A 21,441-nucleotide genomic window follows, 5' to 3' on the forward strand; every position below is an offset into this window, starting at 1 on the left:
AGAGTTCGGGCGCCCCGCCACGGGGGTGGCGTGGTTCGTTCTGTTCAGGAGTTGCTTCAATGGGTGGGGGTCTCAAGCGTTTCTTGCCGGTCATCGGTTCGACCCGGCTGGTGATGTTGTTCGCGCTGGTTCTGGTGGTGTTCTACAACGCGGCGACCTGGAAGGCCCTGCATGGCCTGGTGCCGCTGCAGGGCCTGAAGGGCTTCGCCTTCTTCGCTTCGTTCGCGGTGTTCCTGTGGGCGGCCTTCACCCTGCTGCTCACCCTGGTTTCGTTCCGCCCGTTGCTCAAGCCGGTCCTGACCCTGGTCGCCCTGTGCTCGGCCGGGGCGACCTACTTCATGGGCAGCTACGGCATCAGCATCGACACGGTGATGGTGCAGAACGTCTTCGAGACCAACGCCACCGAGGCCGGCGACCTAGTCAACCCGACCCTGCTCGGCTACCTGCTGCTGTTCGGTGTCCTGCCATCGCTGCTGGTCTGGCTCTGGCCGGTGCGCTACCGGTCGTTCTTCCGCGGCCTGCTGAACAAGATCCTGACGATCGCCGGTTGCCTGCTGATCGTCGCGGTGATGGTAGGCAGCTTCTATTCCACCTACGCGCCGATCTTCCGCGAGGAAGACAAGCTGACCCACTTCATCAACCCGACCAACTATATCTACGCCGTCGGCAAGTACGCCAAGCAGCGCCTGGTGATCAAGGAGCACCTAGTGGTCGAGCCGATCGGCCTGGATGCCCGCCAGGCGCCGGCGGCGCTGCAGCGGGAGAAGAAATCGCTGCTGGTGTTCGTGGTCGGCGAGACCGCCCGTGCCGATCATTTCTCGTTGAACGGCTATGCCCGCGAGACCAACCCGGAACTGAAGAAGCAGGACATCCTCAATTTCACCCAGGTCCATTCCTGCGGCACTTCCACCGCGGTCTCGGTGCCCTGCATGTTCTCCCAGTACCCGCGCGAGGATTACAGCGACAAGAAGGCCAAGACCCACGAGGGCCTGCTGGACATCCTCCAGCGCGCCGGGGTGCAGGTGCTGTGGCTGGAGAACAACAGCGACTGCAAGGGCACCTGCCTGCGGGTGCCCAACCGGGACATCCCGAAGACCCAGCCGAGCCCGTTCTGCGACGGCAGGAACTGCCTGGACGAGTCGCTGCTGGTGGGCCTGCAGGAGTACATCGACGGGCTGAAGGACAACGCCATCATCGTTCTGCATTCCGACGGCAGCCACGGCCCGGAGTACTACGAGCGCTACCCGAAGGAGATGGAGCGCTTCCAGCCGGTATGCCGGACCAACCAGCTCGGCAGTTGCAGCAAGGAGGAACTGGTCAATGTCTACGACAACACCATCCTCTATACCGACCACTTCCTGTCGCAGGTGATCGAACTGCTCAAGCGCAACGCCGACAAGCGTGACACGGCGATGATCTACGTCTCCGACCATGGCGAATCGCTGGGCGAGAACGGCGTCTACCTGCACGCCGCGCCCTATTCGATAGCGCCCCAGGCGCAGATCCACGTGCCGATGGTCATGTGGTTCGCCCCGCAGGCGTTGGGCAACTGGGGAATCCAGCGCAGTTGCCTGGACGGCAAGCGTGACGAGAAGGGCCTGAGCCACGACAACCTGTTCCATTCGGTGCTCGGCCTGCTGGACGTGCAGACGTCGGTGTACCAGCCGGGCCTGGACATCTTCGCCGGCTGTCGCGCGCCGGGGACTGCCCAGTGAGCGTCGGGCGCTGAACGAAAAAGGCCGTGGAGGTTTCCCTCCACGGCCTTTTTCATCGGCTTTCGTCTTACTTGTCGCGGACCAGCAGCACCGGGCGCGAGGCCACGCGGATCAGGCCTTCCGCCACGCTGCCAAGCATCAGGCGGCGCATGCCGCGACGGCCATGGGTACCCATGACCACCACGTCGGCATCGCTGGCCTGGGCCTCGAGCTCGATGCGCTCGGCGATTTCCTCGCTGGCGCGCTCCTGGCAGACGCGGTCGAAGGTGGCTCCTTCGACGTTGCTCGCCTCGACCTTCTCGCGGGCCTTGGCCAGGACGTCGTCCGCGGCCTTCAGCGCGGCTTCGCGCAGCGGCTCGGGGTTGTAGTACACCGCGTAGTCGGGGAGGTGGCGCAGCGGGCTGTCGACGATGGTGATGACGCGCAGCTTGCCGCCGCTGAGGCCGGCCAGCTTGATGGCCTCTTCCAGGGCGCGGTCGGAGACCGGGCTGCCGTCCACGGCTACCAGAATGCGATCGTACATAAGGTGTCCCTCCAGAGTGAGTGTCCGCCCGCCGGGCGTTCTTGAAACTTCAAGGACACTGTAGTCCCTCGTGGGGAGCGGACCTTTGCCGGAGGTCAATAAGTCGCAGGGCGACCGTTGCGATTCCGCCGCAACGTCCAGTCTTCGGCCCGGCGAGGGCCTGGGAACGGGGCGAAGGGGCACCGCGCGGCAGCCGCCGCCGTGGAAATGAAAGAAGCCATGGGGGATGCCCATGGCTTCTTGTCCCGCGCAGCCGTTGCCGGACGTCAGCCGGCGACCAGGATGCGGATCGCCTCCAGGCGCAGGGATGCCTTGTCGAGCAGGGCCAGGCCTTCCTTGCGCTGGGTGCGCAGGCTGTCCAGCTCGCTGTCGCGGACGCTCGGGTTGACCGCCTTGAGCGCGGTCAGGCGCGCCAGTTCCTCGTCCATGGCGGCGGCGAACTGCTGCTTGGCCTTGGCTACGCGTTCCTCATGACGCGGGACGATCTTGCCCTCGGCCACGTCGAACTGCTTGGCCAGCACGTCGCGCTGGGCCTGGACGAACTTGTTGGCGCTGACCCGCGGCACGCTTTCCAACTGGTCGTTGAGGGTTTCCAGGGAAACCCGGGCGGCCAGGTCATTGCCGTTGCCATCGAGCAGGCAGCGCAGCGCCTGCGGCGGCAGCCAGCGGCCGAGCTGGAGGGCGCGCGGCGCGACGGCCTCGCTGACGAACAGCAGTTCGAGCAGCACGGTCCCGGGTTTCAGCGCCTTGTTCTTGATCAGCGCCACCGAGGTATTGCCCATCGAGCCGGACAACACCAGGTCCATGCCGCCCTGCACCATCGGGTGCTCCCAGGTGAGGAACTGCATGTCCTCGCGGGCCAGGGCCTGGGCGCGGTCGTAGGTGATGGTCACGCCTTCGTCGTCGCCGAGGGGGAAGCCGGCGTCGAGCATCTTCTCGCTCGGCTTGAGGATCAGGGCATTTTCCGAATGGTCTTCGCTATGGATGCCGTAGGCGTCGAACAGGCGCTCCATGTAGATCGGCAGGGCGAAGTCGTCGTCCTGCTCCTCGATCGCCTCGACCAGCGCCTCACCTTCGCCGGCACCGCCGGAATTCAGCTCGAGCAGGCGGTCGCGCCCGCTGTGCAGCTCCGCCTCGAGGGCTTCGCGACGGGCGCGGCCTTCGTCGAGCAGCGCCTCCCAGGCCTTGTCCTCGCCGCCGTCGAGCAGCGGCAGCAGGCGCGGGCCGAACTCGTGCTGCAGGGCATTGCCGGTGGGGCAGGTGTTGAGGAAGGCGTTGAGCGCCTGGTGGTACCACTGGAACAGGCGTTGCTGGGCGCTGTTCTCCAGGTGCGGGACATGCAGCTGAATGGTGTGCTGCTGGCCGATCCGGTCGAGACGGCCGATGCGCTGTTCGAGCAGGTCCGGGTGGGCCGGCAGGTCGAACAGCACCAGGTGGTGGGCGAACTGGAAGTTGCGACCTTCGCTGCCGATTTCCGAGCAGATCAGCACCTGGGCGCCGAACTCTTCGTCGGCGAAGTAGGCGGCGGCGCGGTCACGCTCGAGGATGCTCATGCCTTCGTGGAACACCGTGGCGGAGATGCCCGAGCGCAGGCGCAGGGCGTCCTCCAGGTCGAGGGCGGTCTCGGCGTGGGCGCAGATGACCAGGACCTTGAACTGCCTGAGCATCTTGAGGGTATCGATCAGCCACTCGACGCGCGGGTCGAAGCGCCACCAGCGGTTGTTGTCGTCGGCGTCTTCCCACTGCTGCTGGAAGTTGACCTCCGGATACAGGTCCGGGTGCTCGCCGGCGGGCAGTTCCTGGTACTGGCTCGGCATCGGCAGCGGATAGGCGTGCAGCTCGCGCTGAGGGAAGCCCTGCACGGCGGCGCGGGTATTGCGGAACAGCACGCGGCCGGTGCCATGGCGATCGAGCAGTTCGCGGACCAGGCGCGAGCGGGCTTCTTCATCGCCACCCTCGACGCTGGCCAGCAGCTCGTCGCCCTCGCTGCCGAGGAAGCCGTGGATGGCCTGGCGCGCGCCGGCGGAAAGACTGCCGTGGTCGAGCAGTTCCTGCACCGCTTCGGCGACCGGGCGGTATTGCTCGCTTTCCCGGCGGAAGGCCTCGAGGTCATGGAAACGGTTCGGATCGAGCAGGCGCAGGCGCGCGAAGTGGCTGTCCTGGCCGAGTTGCTCCGGGGTCGCGGTGAGCAGCAGGACGCCGGGAATGATCTCCGCCAGTTGTTCGACCAGCGCGTATTCGGCGCTGACCTGGTCCTGGTGCCAGACCAGATGGTGGGCTTCGTCGACCACCAGCAGGTCCCAGCCGGCGGCGAACAGGGCGTCCTGGGCGCGCTCGTCGTCCTTCAGCCATTCCAGGGCGACCAGGGCCAGCTGGGTGTCCTCGAAGGGGTTGCTGGCATCGCTTTCGGCGAAGCGCTCGCTGTCGAACAAAGCGACCTGCAGGTTGAAGCGCCGACGCATCTCCACCAGCCACTGGTGCTGGAGGTTTTCCGGGACCAGGATCAGCACCCGCCCGGCGCGGCCGGAGAGCAGTTGGCGATGGATGATCAGGCCGGCCTCGATGGTCTTGCCCAGGCCCACTTCGTCGGCCAGCAGGACGCGCGGCGCCATGCGGTCGGCAACTTCGCGGGCGATGTGCAGTTGGTGAGCGATCGGCTGGGCGCGGGCGCCGCCGAGGCCCCAGAGCGACGACTGGAGCAACTGGCTGCGGCGTTCCAGGGTGTGATAGCGCAGGGAGAACCAGGGCAGGGGGTCGATCTGGCCTGCGAACAGGCGGTCGCTGGCGAGGCGGAACTGGATGAAGTTGGAGAGCTGGGTTTCCGGCAGGGTGCGCTGCTCGTTCTGCGCGGTGAGGCCGTGGTAGACCAGCAGGCCTTCGCTTTCCTCGACTTCGCGGACGGTCATCTTCCAGCCCTCGAAGTGCGTCACCTCGTCGCCGGGGGCGAAGCGCACGCGGGTCAGCGGCGCATTGCGCAAGGCGTACTGGCGGGTATCGCCGGTCGCCGGATAGAGCACGGTGAGCAGGCGGCCATCCTGGGCCAGGATGGTCCCCAGGCCCAATTCCGCTTCACTGTCGCTGATCCAGCGTTGCCCCGGTTGATACTGCGCCATGTCCACCTCCCGAAAAAAGCCGAGTATGGTACCGGATCGCAGGGCGTTGAGCGACGGTTGGCGATGGATTGCGCAGGCTGTGAGGACGTTCTCGCAGCGCCATCCGTCGGACCGCTGCCGCTCTGTCCTCAAGCAGGACCCGGAGGCGGCCGACAGCCCTTGTAGAAGAACGCCGCAAACCGGCACGCCGCGAGAACCCTTTGCACGCGGCATTACCCAGAGAGGTTGCCTGCATGCTCCCGCCGATTCCCCAGGGCCTGATACCGGTCACCGTCCAGCAGGACCCGCCCAAGCCCCGGCCGGCCACGCCGCCGGTCGCGCCGACCCAGGCCGGCGCGGGCAGCGATGGCGTCGCCTTGCGCCAGGAGCGTGACGAGGAAAGCTGGCTGGAAGAGGAGTACCGCCGTCGCCAGCGTCGCCAGGGCGGCGGCGCGCAAGCCGGCAGCGAGGACGAGGGCGAGGCGCCGGCCGATGACGCGGCGCAAACCCCCGCGGCGGACGAGCCGCCGCGCAAGGGGCGATTGATCGACATCGAAGTGTAACCCTGGTTTTCCGCGCTTCAGCCACCGGTTCCGGCGTAGTAACCTGCCGCCCATGGACCTGTTCGCCGACGTGCCCCTGACCCTGCCGGACGCCGAGCTGCGCTACCTTCCGCACTGGCTGGAGGCGCCGCTGGCGAGCGCCTGGCTGTTGCGCCTGGAACAGGAGACTCCCTGGGAACAGCCGGTCCTGCGCATCCATGGCGAGGAATACCCGACGCCGCGCCTGGTGGCCTGGTACGGCGACGCCGAAGCCATCTATCGCTATTCCGGCCGGGTCCACCGGCCGTTGCCCTGGACCGCGCTGCTCGGCGAGATCCGCGAACGCGTGGAGCGCGAGGTCGGCCAGCGGGTCAATGGCGTGCTGCTGAACTACTATCGCGACGGCCAGGACTCCATGGGCTGGCACAGCGACGACGAACCCGAGCTGCGCCGCGAGCCGCTGGTCGCCTCGCTGAGCCTCGGCGGCACCCGGCGCTTCGACCTGCGGCGCAAGGGCCAGAGCCGCATCGCCCACTCCCTGGAACTGAGCCATGGCAGCCTGCTGGTCATGCGCGGCGCAACCCAGCATCATTGGCAGCATCAGGTGGCGAAGACCCGTCGCTCCTGCATGCCCCGTTTGAACCTGACCTTCCGCCTGGTGTATCCCCAGCCATGAACGACGACGACAAGGTGATCGACCTCAGCGCCGAGCGCGACAAGCGCATCCACGATGTGCACGAGAAACGCCTGCAGGAGGTGCGCAAGGCCTTCGAACAGGTACTGCCGCTGGGCAAGCCGCGAAAGAAGTCCAAGGGCAAGCCGAAGAAACGCTGAACCTTCCGCCGCCGCGCTCGCCGGCGGCCTCTTCCTGTGGCGACCTGCGCCGATCCGGCGCCTTCCTTCGCTCATCTGCGGCGTCCGACCGCATTCTCCGTCCCGCGAAACTTGACCTGGATCAGTGTCATGCACCTGGCCGAAACGGCCCGTCCGGGCGATTGATCCAGGTCAATATTGCGCCGCCGTGCCTCGCTAATCTGAGCCCATCGAGCAACACCCAACCGGCAACTGGAGGCCATCAACATGTTCATCGACGAAGTGGTTCTCGCAGGGATTCTTACGGTAGGCCTCATGGTCGCTTTCTTCGGTGGGGTCGGTTACTTCATCTGGAAGGATTCCCACAGCCGCAAGGGCTGATCCTTCCCGATACACAGAGCACGCAAGGCACTTAGGGCGACTTCGGTCGCCCGTTTTTTTGTACCCGCAAAAGCCCGGCCGGCGCACGCCCGGAGGGGATGCTACGAATGGCGCTGGACGATATAGTTAGCAGCCTAATAATATAAGCTGCACATATCGCCGCGACACCCGCCGGCTATCTATGCTGATGTAGACCCCGTTTCGGAAGACTCCGTGCCCATTCACTGGAAGCCGTTCCTGGCACCCTCGACGCTGGCGCTCAAGTTCGCCATCAAGACGCTCCTGGCCGGTGGCCTGGCGTTGTGGTGCGCCTTCCGTTTCGACCTGGAACAGCCGCAGTGGGCGCTGATGACCGTGCTGATCGTGTCCCAGCCGCTGTCCGGCATGGTGGTGGCGAAAGGCCTGTTCCGTCTGCTCGGCACCCTGGTCGGCACCGCCATGTCGGTGCTGATGATCGCGCTGTTCGCCCAGACGCCCTGGCTGTTCCTGCTGGCCATCTCGCTCTGGCTGGGACTCTGCACGGCGGCCTCGACCTCGCTGCGCAACCACATTTCCTATGCCTTCGTACTGGCCGGTTACACGGTAGCGATCATCGGCCTGCCGGCGGTGGACCAGCCGCTGCTGGTCTTCGAGCAGGCGGTGGCGCGCAGCACCGAGATCTGCCTGGGGATCATCTGTGCCTCGGTGGTCAGCGCGATCCTCTGGCCGCAGCGGGTCGAGCAGGACCTCGACAAGCAGGCCCATGCCACCTGGCTGCTGGGCATGCAGGCCGCGCGTGGCGAGATCGACCCGCGCCAGCGCCAGCCGCAGGGGTTGCTCAATGCATTGAGCAGGATCGTCGAGGTCGATGCGCAACGCGACCACGCCTGGTTCGAAGGCGAGCGCGGGCGGCGCCGGGCCGGGGCGCTGGCGCTGCTGTCGCGCGACCTGCTCAGCCTGTTGCGCACCGCGCGCGGCGTGGCCCGGCAACGGGCGCGGCTGAGCGAAGAGGATGAGCGCCAGGTGGAACGCTGGCTGGCCGCGCTGGCCACCGCCCTGGAGGGGGCCGACCCGGTGTCGATGCAGGCGCTGCGCGAGGAATTGGCACAGGTCGCGGTCGAGCCGCAGTGGAGCAACGACCAGCGCTACCTGCTGACCCGCTGCTCGGTGCTGCTGCTCAAGGCGGTGAACGCCGAGAGGGGCATGCGTGCGGTGGCCAGCGGCGAGATCGCGGGGCGGGTCGGCAGCGCCGGCACCCTGTCCTGGCACCGCGACCTGCAGATGGCGTTGTTCTACGGTGCGCGCAGCGCCCTGGCACTGCTCGGGCTGTCGCTCTACTGGATCCATACCGCCTGGCCGGCGGCGTCCGGCGCGATGCTGCTGGCGGCGGTGGTCTGCAGCCTGTTCGCCAACCGCGACAATGCGGTGGCCATCGGCCTGAGCTTCCTGCGCGGTATCGTCTATGCCATCCCGGCGGCGATGCTGGTCAGCCAGTGGCTGCTGCCGCAGTGGAACGGTTTCCCGCTGCTCTGCCTGGCCATGGGCGTGCCGCTGTTCTTCGCCACCCTGGGCATGGCGGTGCCGGTCACCGCCGGCACCGCCACCTCGTTCGCGATCCATTTCATCGTCCTGGTCGCGCCGCGCAACCAGATGAACTACGACCTCGCGGCGCTGCTCAATTCCGCCCAGGGCGTGCTGATCGGGGTCGGTTTCGCGGTGGTGATCTTCCGCCTGCTGACCTTGCGTCCGGGCTGGCTGACCCGACGTCTGCTCGACGCCACCTGCGTCGACCTCGGCCGCCTGACCCGGCGTCCGCTGGCGCAGGCGGAGAACTGGTTCGGCGGGCGCATGGCCGACCGCCTGCTGCGCCTGGCGCGGCACGCCAACCTGTTGCCGGAGCGGGAGCGCCGGCGCTGGGACGACGGCCTGCTGGCGCTCGACCTGGGCAACGAGCTGATCCACCTGCGGGCCTGCCTGGAGGGTGCGCGGGGTGTCCTGCGCAAGGCGCGCGACCGCTTCCTCGGCGAGCTGGGCGACCTGCTCGAGGCCGGCCCCGACGACCCGCGCGGCGAGCGTCTGGAGCGCATCAGCCAGCCGCTGCGCGAGGCCCTGGAGCGCGACGTCCGCCACGACGACGAGGCCAGCCGCCTGGCGCGCGCGGCCCTGGCGCAGTTGCTGTTCACCTGGCAGCAGTGGTGCCAGCAGGAGGAAGTCCATGAGTCTGCATGAATGGGCCTGGGGCGGCGTCTACCTCAGCCCGCTGTTCGTCTATGCCCTGCTGGCGCTGGCGGCCACCGCCGCGCTGCGGGTGCTGATCCAGAAGACGCCGCTGCGTCGCTGGGTCTGGCACGAGGCGCTGTTCGACTGCGCCCTGTTCATCCTGATGTTGAGTGGCATTACCTGGGCGGCCACGACCTGATTGCGTCGCCCCGAGAAGGAGATTCGCATGCGTGCATCGCTTCGCGTCGTCGTCACCCTGCTGGTGGTGGTCGCTGCTGTCCTCGCCGGTATCTGGCTCTGGCGCTACTACATGCTCTCGCCCTGGACCCGCGACGCCCGCGTGCGGGCCGACGTGGTGGTGGTGGCGCCGGACGTATCCGGCTGGGTCACCGATCTGCAAGTGAAGGACAACCAGGTGGTCAAGGTCGGCGACGTGCTGATGCGCATCGACCAGGAGCGCTACCAGGCCAACCTGGAGCAGGCCCGCGCCGTCGCCGAAACCCGTCACCAGCAATACCTGCTGCGGCAGAACGAGGCGGCCCGGCGCAGCCGCCTGGGCATCGGCGCGATCAGCGCCGAGGACAAGGAAAACGCCCAGATCAACGCCGCCATCGCCCGTAGCGAGTACCAGGAGGCGCTGGCCCAGGTGAAGATCGCCGAACTCAACCTCAAGCGCAGCGAACTGCGCGCTGCGCGCAACGGCCAGGTGACCAACCTGCGCCTGGCCCAGGGCAACTACGCCACGGCGGGCCAGGCGGTGATGGCGCTGGTCGACCAGCAGTCCTTCTATGTGGTCGCCTACTTCGAGGAAACCAAGCTGCCTGGCATCCGCGTCGGCATGCGCGCCCAGGTCCGCCTGATGAGCGGCGACCAGCCGATCGCGGGCACGGTGGAGAGCATCAGCAGCGGCATCACCGACCGCAATTCGACCCCGGACGGCCAGTTGCTGGCCAACGTCGAACCGACCTTCAACTGGGTGCGCCTGGCCCAGCGCATCCCGGTGCGCATACGCCTCGACCAGGTGCCCGCAGGCGTCCACCTCAGCGCCGGGATGACCGCCAGCGTCACCGTGCAGGGCGACTGAGCGGCAGCGCCTGCGCGGCGCCGCTCAGCGCACAGGCGCCGAGGGCACAGGCCAGCGCCGCCAGTACCAGGGCGAGGCCGACCCAGGGTGTCGCGGCGACCCCCAGCAGCGCCACCACCAGGCCGCCCAGCGCCGCCCCGAGACCCACGCCCAGGTGCATCGCCGAGGTGTTCAGGGCGACGCCGGCGGAACCGCTGGCCGGGTCGCTACGAAGCAGGAAGCTCTGCACCACCGGCGAGATCATCCAGCTGATCGCGCTCCAGACCATCAGTACCGGTACGAACCAGGCGCTGCCCAGGCTCGGCGGGAGGGCCGCCAACGCCACGGCGAACGCCGCCGGCACCCATTGCAGGGCGCGCCGGTGGCCGAGGCGATCGGCCAGCCAGCCGCCCATGTAGCCGCCGCTCAGCGCCGCCAGGCCGATCAGCAGGAGGATCAGGCTGACCTCGTCGGCCGAGCGGATGCCGGCCATGCTCGCCAGGTACGGGGTGAAGTAGGCGAACAGGGTGAAGTGCCCGCCGAGCAACAGGATCGAGACCAGTTGCGCGAGCCACAGCGCCGGTTGGCGCAATTGCCGGAGGTAGCCTTCGCGGCCTGGCAGATCGCCGGGCTGACGTTGCGGCAGGCAGCGCCAGAGCAGCAGGCACAGCGGCAGCGAATAGAGGGCGATACCGGCGAAGATCCAGCGCCAGCCGAACCAGTCGCTGACCAGCACGCCCAGCGGCACGCCGAACACCAGCGAGCCGCTGATGCCGACGAAGATCAGGCCGATCGCCCGGCCGCGCTGGCCCGGGGCAGCGAGTTCGGCGGCGAGCAGGCTGGCCAGGACGATCAGCAGCCCGCAGCAGGCCGCCATCCCCAGGCGCGCCAGCAACAGGCCGGCATAGCCCGGGGCCAGGGCGGCGAGCGCGTTGCAGAGGGCGAACGTCAGCAGCGTCGCCAGCAACAGGCGGCGGCGTTCGACACGACGGGTCAGCCAGCTGAGCAGCGGCGCGGCGACGGCGAAGCCGAGGGAGAACAGGGTGGTCAGCTGGCCGGCCAGGCTGATGGAGACCCGCAGGTCTGCGGCCAGTGGCGGCAGGATGCCGATCAGGATGCTTTCCGCCAGGCCGGCGGCGAAGGTGGTCAGGGCTAGCGACAGCAAGCGAAGGTCCATGGCGGCTCCGATTCCCGGGTGAGGGGTTTCGGGCGGTGATGCCTTCGGTTATCCCTGAAGATTGAGGTAAGACAGCCGACAGGGTAGAGCAGCGCGCGGCGGCCCGGCAAGTCCGCCGGGCCGGACGGCCCGACGGCAGGGGAAGCCGATCAGCCGATGCTGATCGGCGGCAGTTCGGCCAGCTCGACGCTGAGCCTGTCTTCCGGCGCCATGATCTCCGCTTCGCCGTCGACCACTTGCTTGCCGGCCTGGTTGAACACCCGGGTGGCCATGCGCACACGGTTCTTCGGCAGCTTTTCCAGGACTTCCAGCTCGACCCGCAGGTCGTCGCCGAGTTTCACCGGACGGGTGAAACGCAGGGTCTGGCCGAGGTAGATGGTGCCCGGGCCGGGCAACACGGTGGCGATCGCCGCGCTGATCAGCGCGCCGCTGAGCATGCCGTGGGCGATGCGCTCCTTGAACTGGGTGGTGGCCGCGTAGGCGGCGTCCAGGTGCACCGGGTTGCGGTCGCCGGAGACTTCGGCGAACAACTGCAGGTCGCGTTCGGCGATGCTGCTGGTGTATTCGGCCTTCTGCCCGACCTCGAGTTCGGCGTAGGGAATGTTCTGTACCTGGCTCATGTTCTCTCCTTTGTCGAATGATCCCGGCGGTGGCGCAGGGCCTGTTCCAGCCAGTCGATCAGGTCTTGGGTGACCGCGTCGCGGTTGCTCTCGTTGAACAGCTCGTGGCGGGCCTCGGGATAGGTTTTCAGGGTCACCTGGCGCAGGCCGGCGCCGCGCAGGGCATCGGCCAGGTCCTGCAGGCGCTTGCCCTGGCTGACCGGGTCGCGCTCGCCGCCGATGACCAGCAGCGGCAGCTCCGCGTCGATCTGGCGCAGGTGGGCGAGCGGGGTGATGTCGGCCAGGCCGCCGAGCAGGTCGACCCACAGCTGGTTGCTGCAGCGGAAACCGCACAGCGGGTCGGCGACGTACCGGTCGACTTCCTGCGGGTCGCGGCTGAGCCAGTCGAAGGCGGTGCGGTTGGGTCTGAACGCTTTGTTGAAGGAGCCGAACGAAAGGAAGTCGATCAGCGCGCTCTTGCCCAGCGGGCCCTGGCGCCAGCGCTCGAAGCGGGCGATCAGCCGGGCGGCACGGTAGAGCGCCCGTGGCTGGTAGTTGGAGCCGGACAGCACCGCGCCCTGCAGGCTGCAGCTGTGGTGCAGCAGGTAGGCCATGGAAATGTAGCTGCCCATGCTGTGGCCCAGCAGGAAGATCGGCAGCTCCGGGTGCTGCTGGCGGATATGGTGGTTCAGGCTGGCCAGGTCGCCGACCACCTTGCCCCAGCCGCCGTGGTCGGCGAAGTGGCCGAGTTCGTCGGCATTGGCGGTCTGGCCGTGGCCGCGCTGGTCGATGGCATAGAGGTGGTAGCCGGCGGCGTTCAGCGCGGCGGCGAGCCGCTCGTAGCGGCCCGCGTGCTCGGCCATGCCGTGGGCTAGCATCACCGCGCCGATGGCCTTTTCGCAGGGCCAGTGGCGAGTGTACAGCGGGGTTTCGTCGCTGGCGGGAAGCCAGTAGGCAGCGGCGGGCATGTTCGTTCCTTGTGCCGGGCGGACGCGTTCCGGCGCATTCTAGCAGCGTGCGCGGTTTCCACCCGGAAAAGCGCCGTCTTTGCGGTAAAGCCGCTCTAGGACGGCGCACGGCGGATGGCGACAGGCTCGAGATTCACACTATCAATAAGGGCAGGTCGAGTATTTGCGCTGCCCGGCGCAGCTGCTAAGTTGCCGGATGCCCCGCTCACGCGGGCCAGACCCGCTCAGGTAAGAGGACAAGAATAAATGCAACCTGAATTCTGGAACGACAAGCGCCCGGCCGGCGTACCCGACAGTCTCGACTTCGCCGCCTACCGTTCCGTGGTCGAGGTCTTCGAGCGCTCCTGCAAGAAATTCGCCGACCGCCCGGCCTTCAGCAACCTCGGTGTGACGCTCAGCTACGCCGAACTCGATCGCCTGTCCGCCGCCTTCGCCGCCTACCTGCAGAAGCACACCGACCTCAAGCCCGGCGACCGCATCGCGGTGCAGATGCCCAACGTCCTGCAATACCCCATCGCGGTGTTCGGCGCCCTGCGCGCCGGGCTCATCGTGGTCAACACCAACCCGCTGTACACCGCCCGCGAGATGCGCCACCAGTTCAAGGACGCCGGCGTGCGCGCGCTGGTCTACCTGAACCTGTTCGGCAAGCTGGTCCAGGAAGTGCTCCCGGATACGCGGATCGAGTATCTGATCGAGGCGCGCATGGGCGACCTGCTGCCGGCGCTGAAGGGCTGGCTGGTGAACAGCGTGGTGAAGTCGGTGAAGAAGATGGTGCCGGACTACCAGCTGCCGCAGGCGCTACCGTTCAAGCAGGCGCTGAAGCAGGGCCAGGGGCATGCCTTGCAGCCGGTCAGGGTGGGCCTGGAAGACATTGCCGTCCTGCAGTACACCGGTGGCACCACCGGCGTGTCCAAGGGCGCGATGCTCAGCCATGGCAATCTGGTGGCGAACATGCTGCAGGTCCATGCGCAGCTGTCCCAGCTCGGCAAGGACGGCCTGCCGCTGATGAAGGAGGCGCAGGAAGTGATGATCGCGCCGCTGCCGCTGTACCACATCTATGCCTTCACCGCGAACTGCATGTGCATGATGGTCAGCGGCAACCACAACGTGCTGATCACCAATCCGCGCGACATCCCCGGTTTTGTCAGGGAACTGAAGAAATGGCGGTTCTCCGCGCTGCTCGGCCTCAACACCCTGTTCGTCGCGCTGATGGAGCACCCCGGGTTCAAGGACATCGATTTCTCCAACCTGAAGCTCACCAACTCCGGTGGCACCGCGTTGGTCAGCGCCACTGCCGAGCGCTGGAAGGGCGTCACCGGCTGCACCGTGGTGGAAGGTTATGGCCTCACCGAATGCTCGCCGGTGGTGACCACCAACCCCTACGGCGAGCAGGCGCGCCTGGGCACGGTGGGGATCCCGGTGGTGGGCACGGCGCTGAAGGTGATCGACGAGGAGGGTAAGGAGCTGCCTGTAGGAGAACGCGGAGAGCTCTGCGTGAAAGGTCCGCAAGTGATGAAGGGATACTGGCAGCGGCCGGAGGCCACCGAGGAAATCCTCGATGCCGAGGGCTGGCTCAAGACCGGCGACATCGCGGTGATCGACGGCGATGGTTTCGTGCGCATCGTCGACCGCAAGAAAGACCTGATCCTGGTCTCCGGCTTCAACGTCTATCCCAACGAGATCGAGGACGTGGTGATGGCCCACCCGAAGGTGGCCAGCTGCGCCGCGGTGGGCATTCCCGACGAGAAATCCGGCGAGGCGGTGAAGCTCTTCGTGGTCGCGCGCGACCCGAGCCTGTCGGTCGAGGAGCTGAAGGCCTACTGCAAGGAAAACTTCACCGGATACAAAATTCCGCGACAGATTGTGCTCAAGGATGCATTACCGATGACGCCTGTGGGTAAAATCCTCCGTCGTGAGCTGCGCGAAATCGCCTGATAGCCTTACAAGGCTCTGAAACGGGCGTTTGCCAGGGACAGGAAGACCGTGACCGAGACTAATGTCTCGGTCATTTTTTTGACTGGATAGGTCATGTTTGGTGCTGGTCTGCCCCTGGCAAAGCTGATAATCTCGGCGCGCCTAATAGCCCTGGGACCAGGGTTAGCGAGCAGATCACAACAAGATGCCGCCATGAGCGGTGAAGATTAGCTGTTGCTTAGGAGTGGGCTTCCATGATCGAAAACTTCTGGAAGGACAAGTACCCAGCGGGTATTGCTGCCGAGATCAATCCCGACCAGTACCCGAACATCCTGTCGGTACTGAAGGAGTCCTGCCAACGTTTTGCCACCAAGCCCGCGTTCACCAACCTGGGCAAGACCCTGACCTACGGCGAGCTGTACAAGCTGTCCGGCGACTTCGCCGCCTACCTGCAGCAGCACACCGATCTCAAGCCCGGCGACCGCATCGCCGTCCAGTTGCCCAACGTCCTGCAGTACCCCATCGTGGTCTTCGGCGCCATGCGCGCCGGCCTCATCGTGGTCAACACCAACCCGCTGTACACCGCGCGCGAGCTGGAGCACCAGTTCAACGACTCCGGCGCCAAGGCGGTGGTCTGCCTGGCCAACATGGCCCACCTGGTCGAGGGCGTGCTGCCGAAGACCGGCGTCAAGCAGGTGATCGTCACCGAAGTCGGTGACATCCTGCCGCCGCTCAAGCGCTTCATCGTCAACTTCGTGGTCAAGCACATCAAGAAGATGGTGCCGGCCTACAGCCTGCCGCAAGCCACCAAGCTGACCGACGCGCTGGCCAGGGGCGCCGGCAAGTCGTTCCAGGAAGCCGCGCCGAAGGCCGACGACGTCGCCGTGCTGCAATACACCGGCGGCACCACCGGGGTCGCCAAGGGCGCCATGCTGACCCACCGCAACCTGGTGGCGAACATGCTGCAGTGCAAGGCGCTGATGGGCGCCAACCTCAACGAGGGCTGCGAGATCCTCATCGCGCCGCTGCCGCTGTACCACATCTACGCCTTCACCTTCCATTGCATGGCGATGATGCTCACCGGCAACCACAACATCCTGATCACCAACCCGCGCGACCTGCCGTCGATGCTCAAGGACCTCGGCCAGTGGAAGTTCACCGGCTTCGTCGGTCTGAACACCCTGTTCGTCGCCCTGTGCAACAACGAGACCTTCCGCAAGCTGGACTTCTCCGCGCTGAAGCTGACCCTTTCCGGCGGCATGGCGCTGCAGCTGGCCACCGCCGAGCGCTGGAAGGAAGTCACCGGCTGCGCCATCTGCGAAGGCTATGGCATGACCGAGACCGCGCCGGTGGTGTCGGTCAACCCGTTCCAGAACATCCAGGTCGGCACCATCGGCATCCCGGTGCCCTCGACCCTGTGCAAGGTGATCGGTGACGACGGCCAGGAAGTGCCGCTGGGCGAGCGCGGCGAACTCTGTGTGAAAGGTCCGCAGGTGATGAAGGGCTACTGGCAGCGCCAGGAGGCCACCGACGAAATCCTCGATGCCGATGGCTGGCTGAAGACCGGCGACATCGCGATCATCCAGGAAGACGGCTACATGCGTATCGTCGACCGGAAGAAGGACATGATCCTGGTCTCCGGCTTCAACGTGTACCCGAACGAACTGGAAGACGTGCTGGCGACCCTGCCGGGCGTCCTGCAGTGCGCCGCGATCGGCATCCCCGACGAGAAGTCCGGCGAGTCGATCAAGGTCTTCGTGGTGGTCAAGCCGGGGGCGACCCTGACCAAGGAGCAGGTCATGCAGCACATGCATGACAACCTGACCGGCTACAAGCGGCCGAAAGCCGTGGAGTTCCGCGACAGCCTGCCGACCACCAACGTCGGCAAGATCTTGCGCCGCGAACTGCGCGACGAAGAGCTGAAGAAAGCGGGCCAGAAGTAAGTCCGCCGTTGCCTGAAGAAGCCCCGCCGATGCGGGGCTTCTTCGTTGCAGGCAGTCGGTTGCGGGCTGAGCCGGCCTGTGCGGAGCGTGCCTGCATCGCATCACCGGGCGCAGGAAATCCCCATGGCCTGCATCGATCCTGCCCTGGCCGGAGAAATACGCCGTCTGCCGATCAGCCGGCGGCTGGAACTGGTCGAGGCATTGCTGGAGAGCCTGGATCGCGCCGACCCCGAGGTGGAGCGCCAAGGGTTGCGAGTGGCCGAGGAACGCCTCGCCGCCTACCGGGCGGGCGCCACCGATGCGCTGCCGTTGGCCGAGGTGCTCAAGCGCTGAGGTGGCCATCGCCCACCAGCAGCGTCGGCCGTATCGCGGCGGCGAGCGTTAACCGCGATTCGTCCTCGTCCGCCCAAATCTGCGACAATTCCGAATATTTTTCGCCTCGGCAGTGGCTGGAGGCTCTTCCCGTCTCGCGTAGTTCCGCCACGCCCACAGCATCGATAGCCTACATGACCGACCAGACTCCTTCCTTCGACCAGCTCGCCAGGCGTATCGACCAGGCCCAGATCAGCGACCGCCACCGCCTGCGCCGGCAGCTCCACGAACTGCGCAAGCAGCCCGACGACGCGCGCCTGGCGCAGTGGGTCGAGCGCTTCCAGGCTTCCTGCGCCAAGGTCGAGGCGCGCCGCGCCAGCGTGCCGGCGATCCGCTACGACGACAGCCTGCCGATCGCCGCCAAGCGCGACGAGATCAAGGCCGCCATCGCCGCCCACCAGGTGGTGGTGATCGCCGGCGAGACCGGTTCGGGCAAGACCACCCAGTTGCCGAAGATCTGCCTGGAGCTGGGGCGTGGCACCCACGGCCTGATCGGCCACACCCAGCCGCGCCGGCTGGCGGCACGCAGCGTCGCCACGCGGGTCGCGGAAGAGATCGGTACGCCGCTGGGCGCGCTGGTCGGCTACCAGGTGCGCTTCGAGGACCAGAGCGACGACAGTACGCTCATCAAGCTGATGACCGACGGTATCCTCCTGGCCGAGACCCAGCACGACCGCTACCTGGAGCGCTACGACACGCTGATCGTCGACGAGGCCCACGAGCGCAGCCTGAACATCGATTTCCTCCTCGGCTACCTGAAGACCCTGCTGCACCGGCGTCCGGACCTGAAGCTGGTCATCACCTCGGCGACCATCGACCTGGAACGCTTCTCCAGGCATTTCGACGGCGCCCCGGTGATCGAGGTATCCGGCCGCACCTATCCGGTGGAGACCTGGTACCGGCCGCTGGCGGCGGAAACCGACGAGGAGGGCAACCGGGTCGAGGACGACCTCTCGGTGGACCAGGGCATCCTCGCCGCCCTCGAGGAGATCGCCGCCCACGAGCGCGAGCTCGGCAAGCGGCCCGGCGACGTGCTGGTGTTCCTCCCCGGCGAGCGGGAGATCCGTGACGCCGCGGAGATGCTGCGCAAGGCCAACCTGCGCCATACCGAGGTGCTGCCGCTGTACGCGCGACTGACCCCGGCCGAGCAGCAGAAGATCTTCCAGCCGCGCCCGGGACGCAAGATCGTGCTGTCCACCAACGTCGCGGAGACCTCGCTGACGGTGCCGGGCATCCGCTACGTGATCGACAGCGGCACCGCGCGGATCAGCCGCTACAGCTACCGCGCCAAGGTCCAGCGGCTGCCCATCGAGGCGGTGTCGCAGGCCAGCGCCAACCAGCGCAAGGGCCGTTGCGGACGGGTCGAGCCGGGCATTTGCGTGCGCCTCTACAGCGAGGAGGACTTCAACGCGCGTCCGGCCTTCACCGATCCGGAAATCCTCCGCACCAACCTGGCCGCGGTGATCCTGCAGATGCTCCACCTGCGCCTGGGCGACATCGAGGCGTTCCCCTTCATCGAGCCGCCGGACGGCAAGGCGATCAAGGACGGTTTCACCCTCTTGCAGGAGCTTTCCGCGGTCAACCGCGAAGGCCAGCTGACCCCGCTGGGGCGCCAGCTGGCGCGCCTGCCGATCGACCCACGGCTGGGGCGCATGCTGCTGGAGGCGGCCCAGCAGGGCAGCCTCGAGGAGGTGCTGACGGTGGCCAGCGCGCTGTCCGTGCAGGATCCGCGCGAGCGTCCGGTGGAGCGCCAGCAGGCCGCCGACCAGGCGCATGCGCAATGGAAAGACCCGGATTCCGACTTCGCCGCGCTGATCAATCTCTGGCGCGGCTTCGAGGAACAGCGCCAGGCGCTGGGTTCCAACGCCCTGCGCAGCTGGTGCCGGAAGAATTTCCTCAACTACCTGCGCCTGCGCGAGTGGCGCGACGCCCATCGTCAGCTGACCCTGATCTGCCGCGAGCTGAAGCTGCCGTTCGGGCGCCCGGCCAGGGCCGAGGCGCGCAAGCCGGAGGCGAAGAAAGGCGCGCCGGCCAATGGCGAGCGCGAGCTGCCGGGCATCGACTACGCGGCGGTGCACAAGGCGATCCTGTCCGGCCTGCTCAGCCAGATCGGCCAGAAGGCCGAGGAAGGCGACTACCTTGGCGCCCGCCAGCGACGCTTCTGGATCCATCCGTCCAGCGGCATCGCCCGCAAGCGCCCGCAATGGATCATGGCCGCCGAACTGGTGGAGACCACCAAGCTGTTCGCGCGGATGGTCGCGAAGATCGAGCCGGACTGGCTGGAGCCGCTGGCCGGGCACCTGATCAAGACCAACCACTTCGAGCCGCACTGGGAGAAGCGTCGCGGCCAGGTGGTGGCGTTCGAGCAGGTCACCCTCTACGGCCTGATCGTCATCGGCCGACGTCCGGTGCACTACGGCCCGATCGACCCGCCGGTGGCGCGCGAGCTGTTCATCCGCGAAGGCCTGGTACGTGGCGAGATCAACAGCCGCGCCAGGTGCCTGAGTGCCAACCGGCAGTTGCTGGAAAAGCTCGACGAGCTGGAAGCCAAGGCGCGCCGGCGCGACATCCTGGCCGACGAGGAAACCCTGTTCGCCTATTACGACGCGCGCCTGCCGGCGGACATCTACCAGACCGCCAGTTTCGAGAAATGGTACGCCCGCGAGCGACAGAACCAGCCGGACCTGCTGCTGATGCGCGAGGAAGACGTGCTGGCCCGCGAAGCCAGCGAGGTCACCGCCGCGCAGTACCCGGACCGCCTGCGCCTGGGCGACCTGCAGCTGTCGCTGAGCTACCAGTTCGAGCCCGGCACCGCGCGCGACGGTGTCACCGTGCGGGTACCGGCGCCGCTGCTGCCGCAGTTGCCGGCCGAGCGCATCGACTGGCTGGTGCCCGGCCTGCTCTACGACAAGGCGGTGGCGCTGGTGCGCAACCTGCCGAAGGCGATCCGCAAGAGCTTCGTGCCGGTACCGGACTTCGTCCGTGCCGCCCTGGAGCGCATCACCTTCGGCGAAGGCTCGCTGCCCCAGGCGCTGGGCCGCGAGCTGCAGCGCATGACCGGCGCGCGGGTGGCCGACGAAGCCTGGGCCGAGGCGGCGACGCAACTGGACGATCACCTGCGGATGAACATCGAGGTGGTCGACGCCCAGGGCAAGTTCCTCGGCGAGGGCCGCGACCTGGCCGAACTCACCGCGCGTTTCGCCGAAGCCAGCCAGGCGGCGCTGGCGATTCCCCAAGCGAGCGAGGAACAGCAGCGGCCGGTGGAGGCCAAGGCCTTCGCCAGCGTCGCCGAGAAGGTCCAGCAGAAGATCGCCGGGCTGTCGATGACGGTGTATCCGGCGCTGGTGGAAGAGCAGGGCGAGGTCAAGGAAGGGCGCTTCCCGACCCAGGCCGAGGCCGACTACCAGCACCGCCGCGCCCTGCAACGACTGCTGTTGCAGCAACTGGCCGAACCGGCCAGGTACCTGCGCGCCAAGCTGCCGGGGCAGACCGAGATGGGCCTGCTGTACCGCGAGCTGGGACGGGTCGAGGCACTGGTCGAGGACATCCTCCTGGCCAGCCTCGACAGCTGCGTGCTGCAGGGCGAAAGCCTGCCGCGCGACGGTGCCGCCCTGGCGGCGCTGGCCGAACGCAAGCGCGGCGCCTGGAACGAGCATGCCGAGCGCCTGGCGCGCCTGGTGCTGGAGATCCTCAAGCTCTGGCACGGCCTGCAGAAGCGCTTCAAAGGCAAGGTCGACCTGGCCATGACGGTGCCGCTGAACGACGTCAAGGGCCAGTTGGCCAACCTGGTCTATCCGGGCTTCGTCCGCGCCACTCCGCTGGAGTGGTTGAAGGAGTATCCGCGTTACCTCAAGGCTGTCGAGCAGCGCCTGGACAAGGTCGCCGGCCAGGTCCAGCGCGACCGGGTGTGGAGCGGCGAGCTGGGCGAACTCTGGGCGCAATACCAGGCGCGCCTCGGCAAGCACGCCCAGGAAGGCAAGCGCGACGCCGAGTTGCAGTTGTATCGCTGGATGCTGGAGGAGTACCGGGTCTCGCTGTTCGCCCAGCAACTGGGAACCCGGCTGCCGGTCTCGGACAAGCGCCTGGCCAAGCAGTGGAGCCAGGTCGAGGGCTAGGGAATCCGCGGGAAATGAAAGAGGC

The 21,441-nt window shown here is 67.2% G+C and carries 17 protein-coding genes; 12 read left to right on the forward strand and 5 right to left on the reverse strand.

All coding sequences use genetic code 11. The annotated features are described in order from the left end of the window. The first annotated feature begins 59 nt into the window (after window positions 1-59). Window positions 60-1,715: a phosphoethanolamine transferase gene (locus tag B7D75_RS08420; RefSeq protein ID WP_043100767.1), complete on the forward strand. Its 1,656-nt coding sequence runs from the start codon at window positions 60-62 to the stop codon at window positions 1,713-1,715. 67 nt (window positions 1,716-1,782) lie between these two features. Here the strand turns inward: B7D75_RS08420 and B7D75_RS08425 are convergent, their stop codons facing one another. Together B7D75_RS08425 and rapA are read right to left on the reverse strand one after the other, a co-directional pair. Further along, window positions 1,783-2,238, reverse strand: a complete 456-nt coding sequence (locus B7D75_RS08425) for a universal stress protein (protein ID WP_003091672.1) — start codon at window positions 2,236-2,238, stop codon at window positions 1,783-1,785. Between the two features lie 266 nt (window positions 2,239-2,504). Continuing rightward, window positions 2,505-5,357: an RNA polymerase-associated protein RapA gene (rapA, locus tag B7D75_RS08435; protein ID WP_185269330.1), complete on the reverse strand. Its 2,853-nt coding sequence runs from the start codon at window positions 5,355-5,357 to the stop codon at window positions 2,505-2,507. Between the two features lie 227 nt (window positions 5,358-5,584). Here rapA and B7D75_RS08440 point away from each other — a divergent pair, with 227 nt between their 5' ends. From B7D75_RS08440 to B7D75_RS08460, 7 genes are all read left to right on the forward strand, one after another. Further along, a complete protein-coding gene (locus B7D75_RS08440; protein WP_012074925.1) occupies window positions 5,585-5,893 on the forward strand; it encodes a hypothetical protein in 309 nt (102 codons plus the stop codon). A gap of 52 nt (window positions 5,894-5,945) precedes the next feature. Next, window positions 5,946-6,548, forward strand: coding sequence for an alpha-ketoglutarate-dependent dioxygenase AlkB family protein (locus B7D75_RS08445; protein WP_012074926.1), 603 nt, complete (start codon window positions 5,946-5,948; stop codon window positions 6,546-6,548). Further along, a complete protein-coding gene (locus B7D75_RS29530; RefSeq protein WP_012074927.1) occupies window positions 6,545-6,706 on the forward strand; it encodes a hypothetical protein in 162 nt (53 codons plus the stop codon). The genes B7D75_RS08445 and B7D75_RS29530 overlap by 4 nt, the downstream gene beginning before the upstream one ends. A 246-nt stretch (window positions 6,707-6,952) precedes the next feature. Then, complete coding sequence (gene ccoM / locus B7D75_RS29990) at window positions 6,953-7,066, forward strand: cytochrome c oxidase subunit CcoM (RefSeq protein ID WP_003091657.1); 114 nt, start codon at window positions 6,953-6,955, stop codon at window positions 7,064-7,066. 213 nt (window positions 7,067-7,279) lie between these two features. Then, window positions 7,280-9,274 (forward strand): FUSC family protein, encoded by a 1,995-nt coding sequence (locus tag B7D75_RS08450; protein WP_033996560.1) that lies wholly within the window; start codon window positions 7,280-7,282, stop codon window positions 9,272-9,274. Then, the gene (locus B7D75_RS08455; protein ID WP_012074929.1) at window positions 9,261-9,464 is read left to right on the forward strand and encodes a DUF1656 domain-containing protein; all 204 of its coding nucleotides are present in this window, start codon (window positions 9,261-9,263) and stop codon (window positions 9,462-9,464) included. Before B7D75_RS08450 ends, B7D75_RS08455 begins: the two co-directional genes overlap by 14 nt. Before the next feature lie 27 nt (window positions 9,465-9,491). Then, on the forward strand, window positions 9,492-10,349 hold the full coding sequence (locus tag B7D75_RS08460; RefSeq protein ID WP_012074930.1) for an efflux RND transporter periplasmic adaptor subunit: 858 nt from the start codon (window positions 9,492-9,494) through the stop codon (window positions 10,347-10,349). Here the strand turns inward: B7D75_RS08460 and B7D75_RS08465 are convergent. From B7D75_RS08465 to B7D75_RS08475, 3 genes are all read right to left on the reverse strand, one after another. Continuing rightward, complete coding sequence (locus B7D75_RS08465) at window positions 10,330-11,505, reverse strand: MFS transporter (RefSeq protein WP_012074931.1); 1,176 nt, start codon at window positions 11,503-11,505, stop codon at window positions 10,330-10,332. The two genes, B7D75_RS08460 and B7D75_RS08465, sit on opposite strands and share 20 nt — an antisense overlap. Window positions 11,506-11,654: 149 nt before the next feature. Further along, a complete protein-coding gene (locus B7D75_RS08470) occupies window positions 11,655-12,125 on the reverse strand; it encodes a MaoC family dehydratase (protein WP_003151072.1) in 471 nt (156 codons plus the stop codon). Then, window positions 12,122-13,072, reverse strand: a complete 951-nt coding sequence (locus tag B7D75_RS08475; protein ID WP_107113915.1) for an alpha/beta hydrolase — start codon at window positions 13,070-13,072, stop codon at window positions 12,122-12,124. Before B7D75_RS08475 ends, B7D75_RS08470 begins: the two co-directional genes overlap by 4 nt. Window positions 13,073-13,318: 246 nt before the next feature. Between B7D75_RS08475 and fadD2 the strand changes: the two genes are divergently transcribed. The 4 genes from fadD2 to hrpA all read left to right on the forward strand — a co-directional run bounded on the left by fadD2 (window position 13,319) and on the right by hrpA (window position 21,416). Then, window positions 13,319-15,007 carry a long-chain-fatty-acid--CoA ligase FadD2 gene (gene fadD2, locus B7D75_RS08480; protein WP_012074933.1) on the forward strand — a complete coding sequence of 563 codons (1,689 nt, stop codon included), beginning with the start codon at window positions 13,319-13,321 and terminating at the stop codon, window positions 15,005-15,007. A 233-nt stretch (window positions 15,008-15,240) separates the two neighbouring features. After that, window positions 15,241-16,929, forward strand: a complete 1,689-nt coding sequence (gene fadD1 / locus B7D75_RS08485) for a long-chain-fatty-acid--CoA ligase FadD1 (protein WP_012074934.1) — start codon at window positions 15,241-15,243, stop codon at window positions 16,927-16,929. A gap of 123 nt (window positions 16,930-17,052) precedes the next feature. Next, a complete protein-coding gene (locus tag B7D75_RS08490) occupies window positions 17,053-17,262 on the forward strand; it encodes an addiction module protein (RefSeq protein WP_107113916.1) in 210 nt (69 codons plus the stop codon). Window positions 17,263-17,435: 173 nt separating this feature from the next. Further along, window positions 17,436-21,416 (forward strand): ATP-dependent RNA helicase HrpA, encoded by a 3,981-nt coding sequence (gene hrpA / locus B7D75_RS08500; RefSeq protein WP_107113917.1) that lies wholly within the window; start codon window positions 17,436-17,438, stop codon window positions 21,414-21,416. Window positions 21,417-21,441: the final 25 nt, after the last annotated feature.

Origin of the sequence: Pseudomonas paraeruginosa, from assembly GCF_003025345.2 — a bacterium.
Classification (GTDB): domain Bacteria; phylum Pseudomonadota; class Gammaproteobacteria; order Pseudomonadales; family Pseudomonadaceae; genus Pseudomonas; species Pseudomonas paraeruginosa.

What these genes read in the sequence shown, in the direction of transcription:
- B7D75_RS08455 (WP_012074929.1), top strand. Translation starts at nt 9,261, where the DNA reads ATGAGTCTGCATGAATGGGCCTGGGGCGGCGTCTACCTCAGCCCGCTG.
- B7D75_RS08445 (WP_012074926.1), top strand. Translation starts at nt 5,946, where the DNA reads ATGGACCTGTTCGCCGACGTGCCCCTGACCCTGCCGGACGCCGAGCTG.
- B7D75_RS08460 (WP_012074930.1), top strand. Translation starts at nt 9,492, where the DNA reads ATGCGTGCATCGCTTCGCGTCGTCGTCACCCTGCTGGTGGTGGTCGCT.
- B7D75_RS29530 (WP_012074927.1), top strand. Translation starts at nt 6,545, where the DNA reads ATGAACGACGACGACAAGGTGATCGACCTCAGCGCCGAGCGCGACAAG.
- B7D75_RS08470 (WP_003151072.1), bottom strand. Translation starts at nt 12,125, where the DNA reads ATGAGCCAGGTACAGAACATTCCCTACGCCGAACTCGAGGTCGGGCAG.
- fadD1 (WP_012074934.1), top strand. Translation starts at nt 15,241, where the DNA reads ATGATCGAAAACTTCTGGAAGGACAAGTACCCAGCGGGTATTGCTGCC.
- fadD2 (WP_012074933.1), top strand. Translation starts at nt 13,319, where the DNA reads ATGCAACCTGAATTCTGGAACGACAAGCGCCCGGCCGGCGTACCCGAC.
- B7D75_RS08465 (WP_012074931.1), bottom strand. Translation starts at nt 11,505, where the DNA reads ATGGACCTTCGCTTGCTGTCGCTAGCCCTGACCACCTTCGCCGCCGGC.
- ccoM (WP_003091657.1), top strand. Translation starts at nt 6,953, where the DNA reads ATGTTCATCGACGAAGTGGTTCTCGCAGGGATTCTTACGGTAGGCCTC.
- B7D75_RS08490 (WP_107113916.1), top strand. Translation starts at nt 17,053, where the DNA reads ATGGCCTGCATCGATCCTGCCCTGGCCGGAGAAATACGCCGTCTGCCG.
- B7D75_RS08440 (WP_012074925.1), top strand. Translation starts at nt 5,585, where the DNA reads ATGCTCCCGCCGATTCCCCAGGGCCTGATACCGGTCACCGTCCAGCAG.
- B7D75_RS08475 (WP_107113915.1), bottom strand. Translation starts at nt 13,072, where the DNA reads ATGCCCGCCGCTGCCTACTGGCTTCCCGCCAGCGACGAAACCCCGCTG.
- B7D75_RS08420 (WP_043100767.1), top strand. Translation starts at nt 60, where the DNA reads ATGGGTGGGGGTCTCAAGCGTTTCTTGCCGGTCATCGGTTCGACCCGG.
- B7D75_RS08425 (WP_003091672.1), bottom strand. Translation starts at nt 2,238, where the DNA reads ATGTACGATCGCATTCTGGTAGCCGTGGACGGCAGCCCGGTCTCCGAC.
- hrpA (WP_107113917.1), top strand. Translation starts at nt 17,436, where the DNA reads ATGACCGACCAGACTCCTTCCTTCGACCAGCTCGCCAGGCGTATCGAC.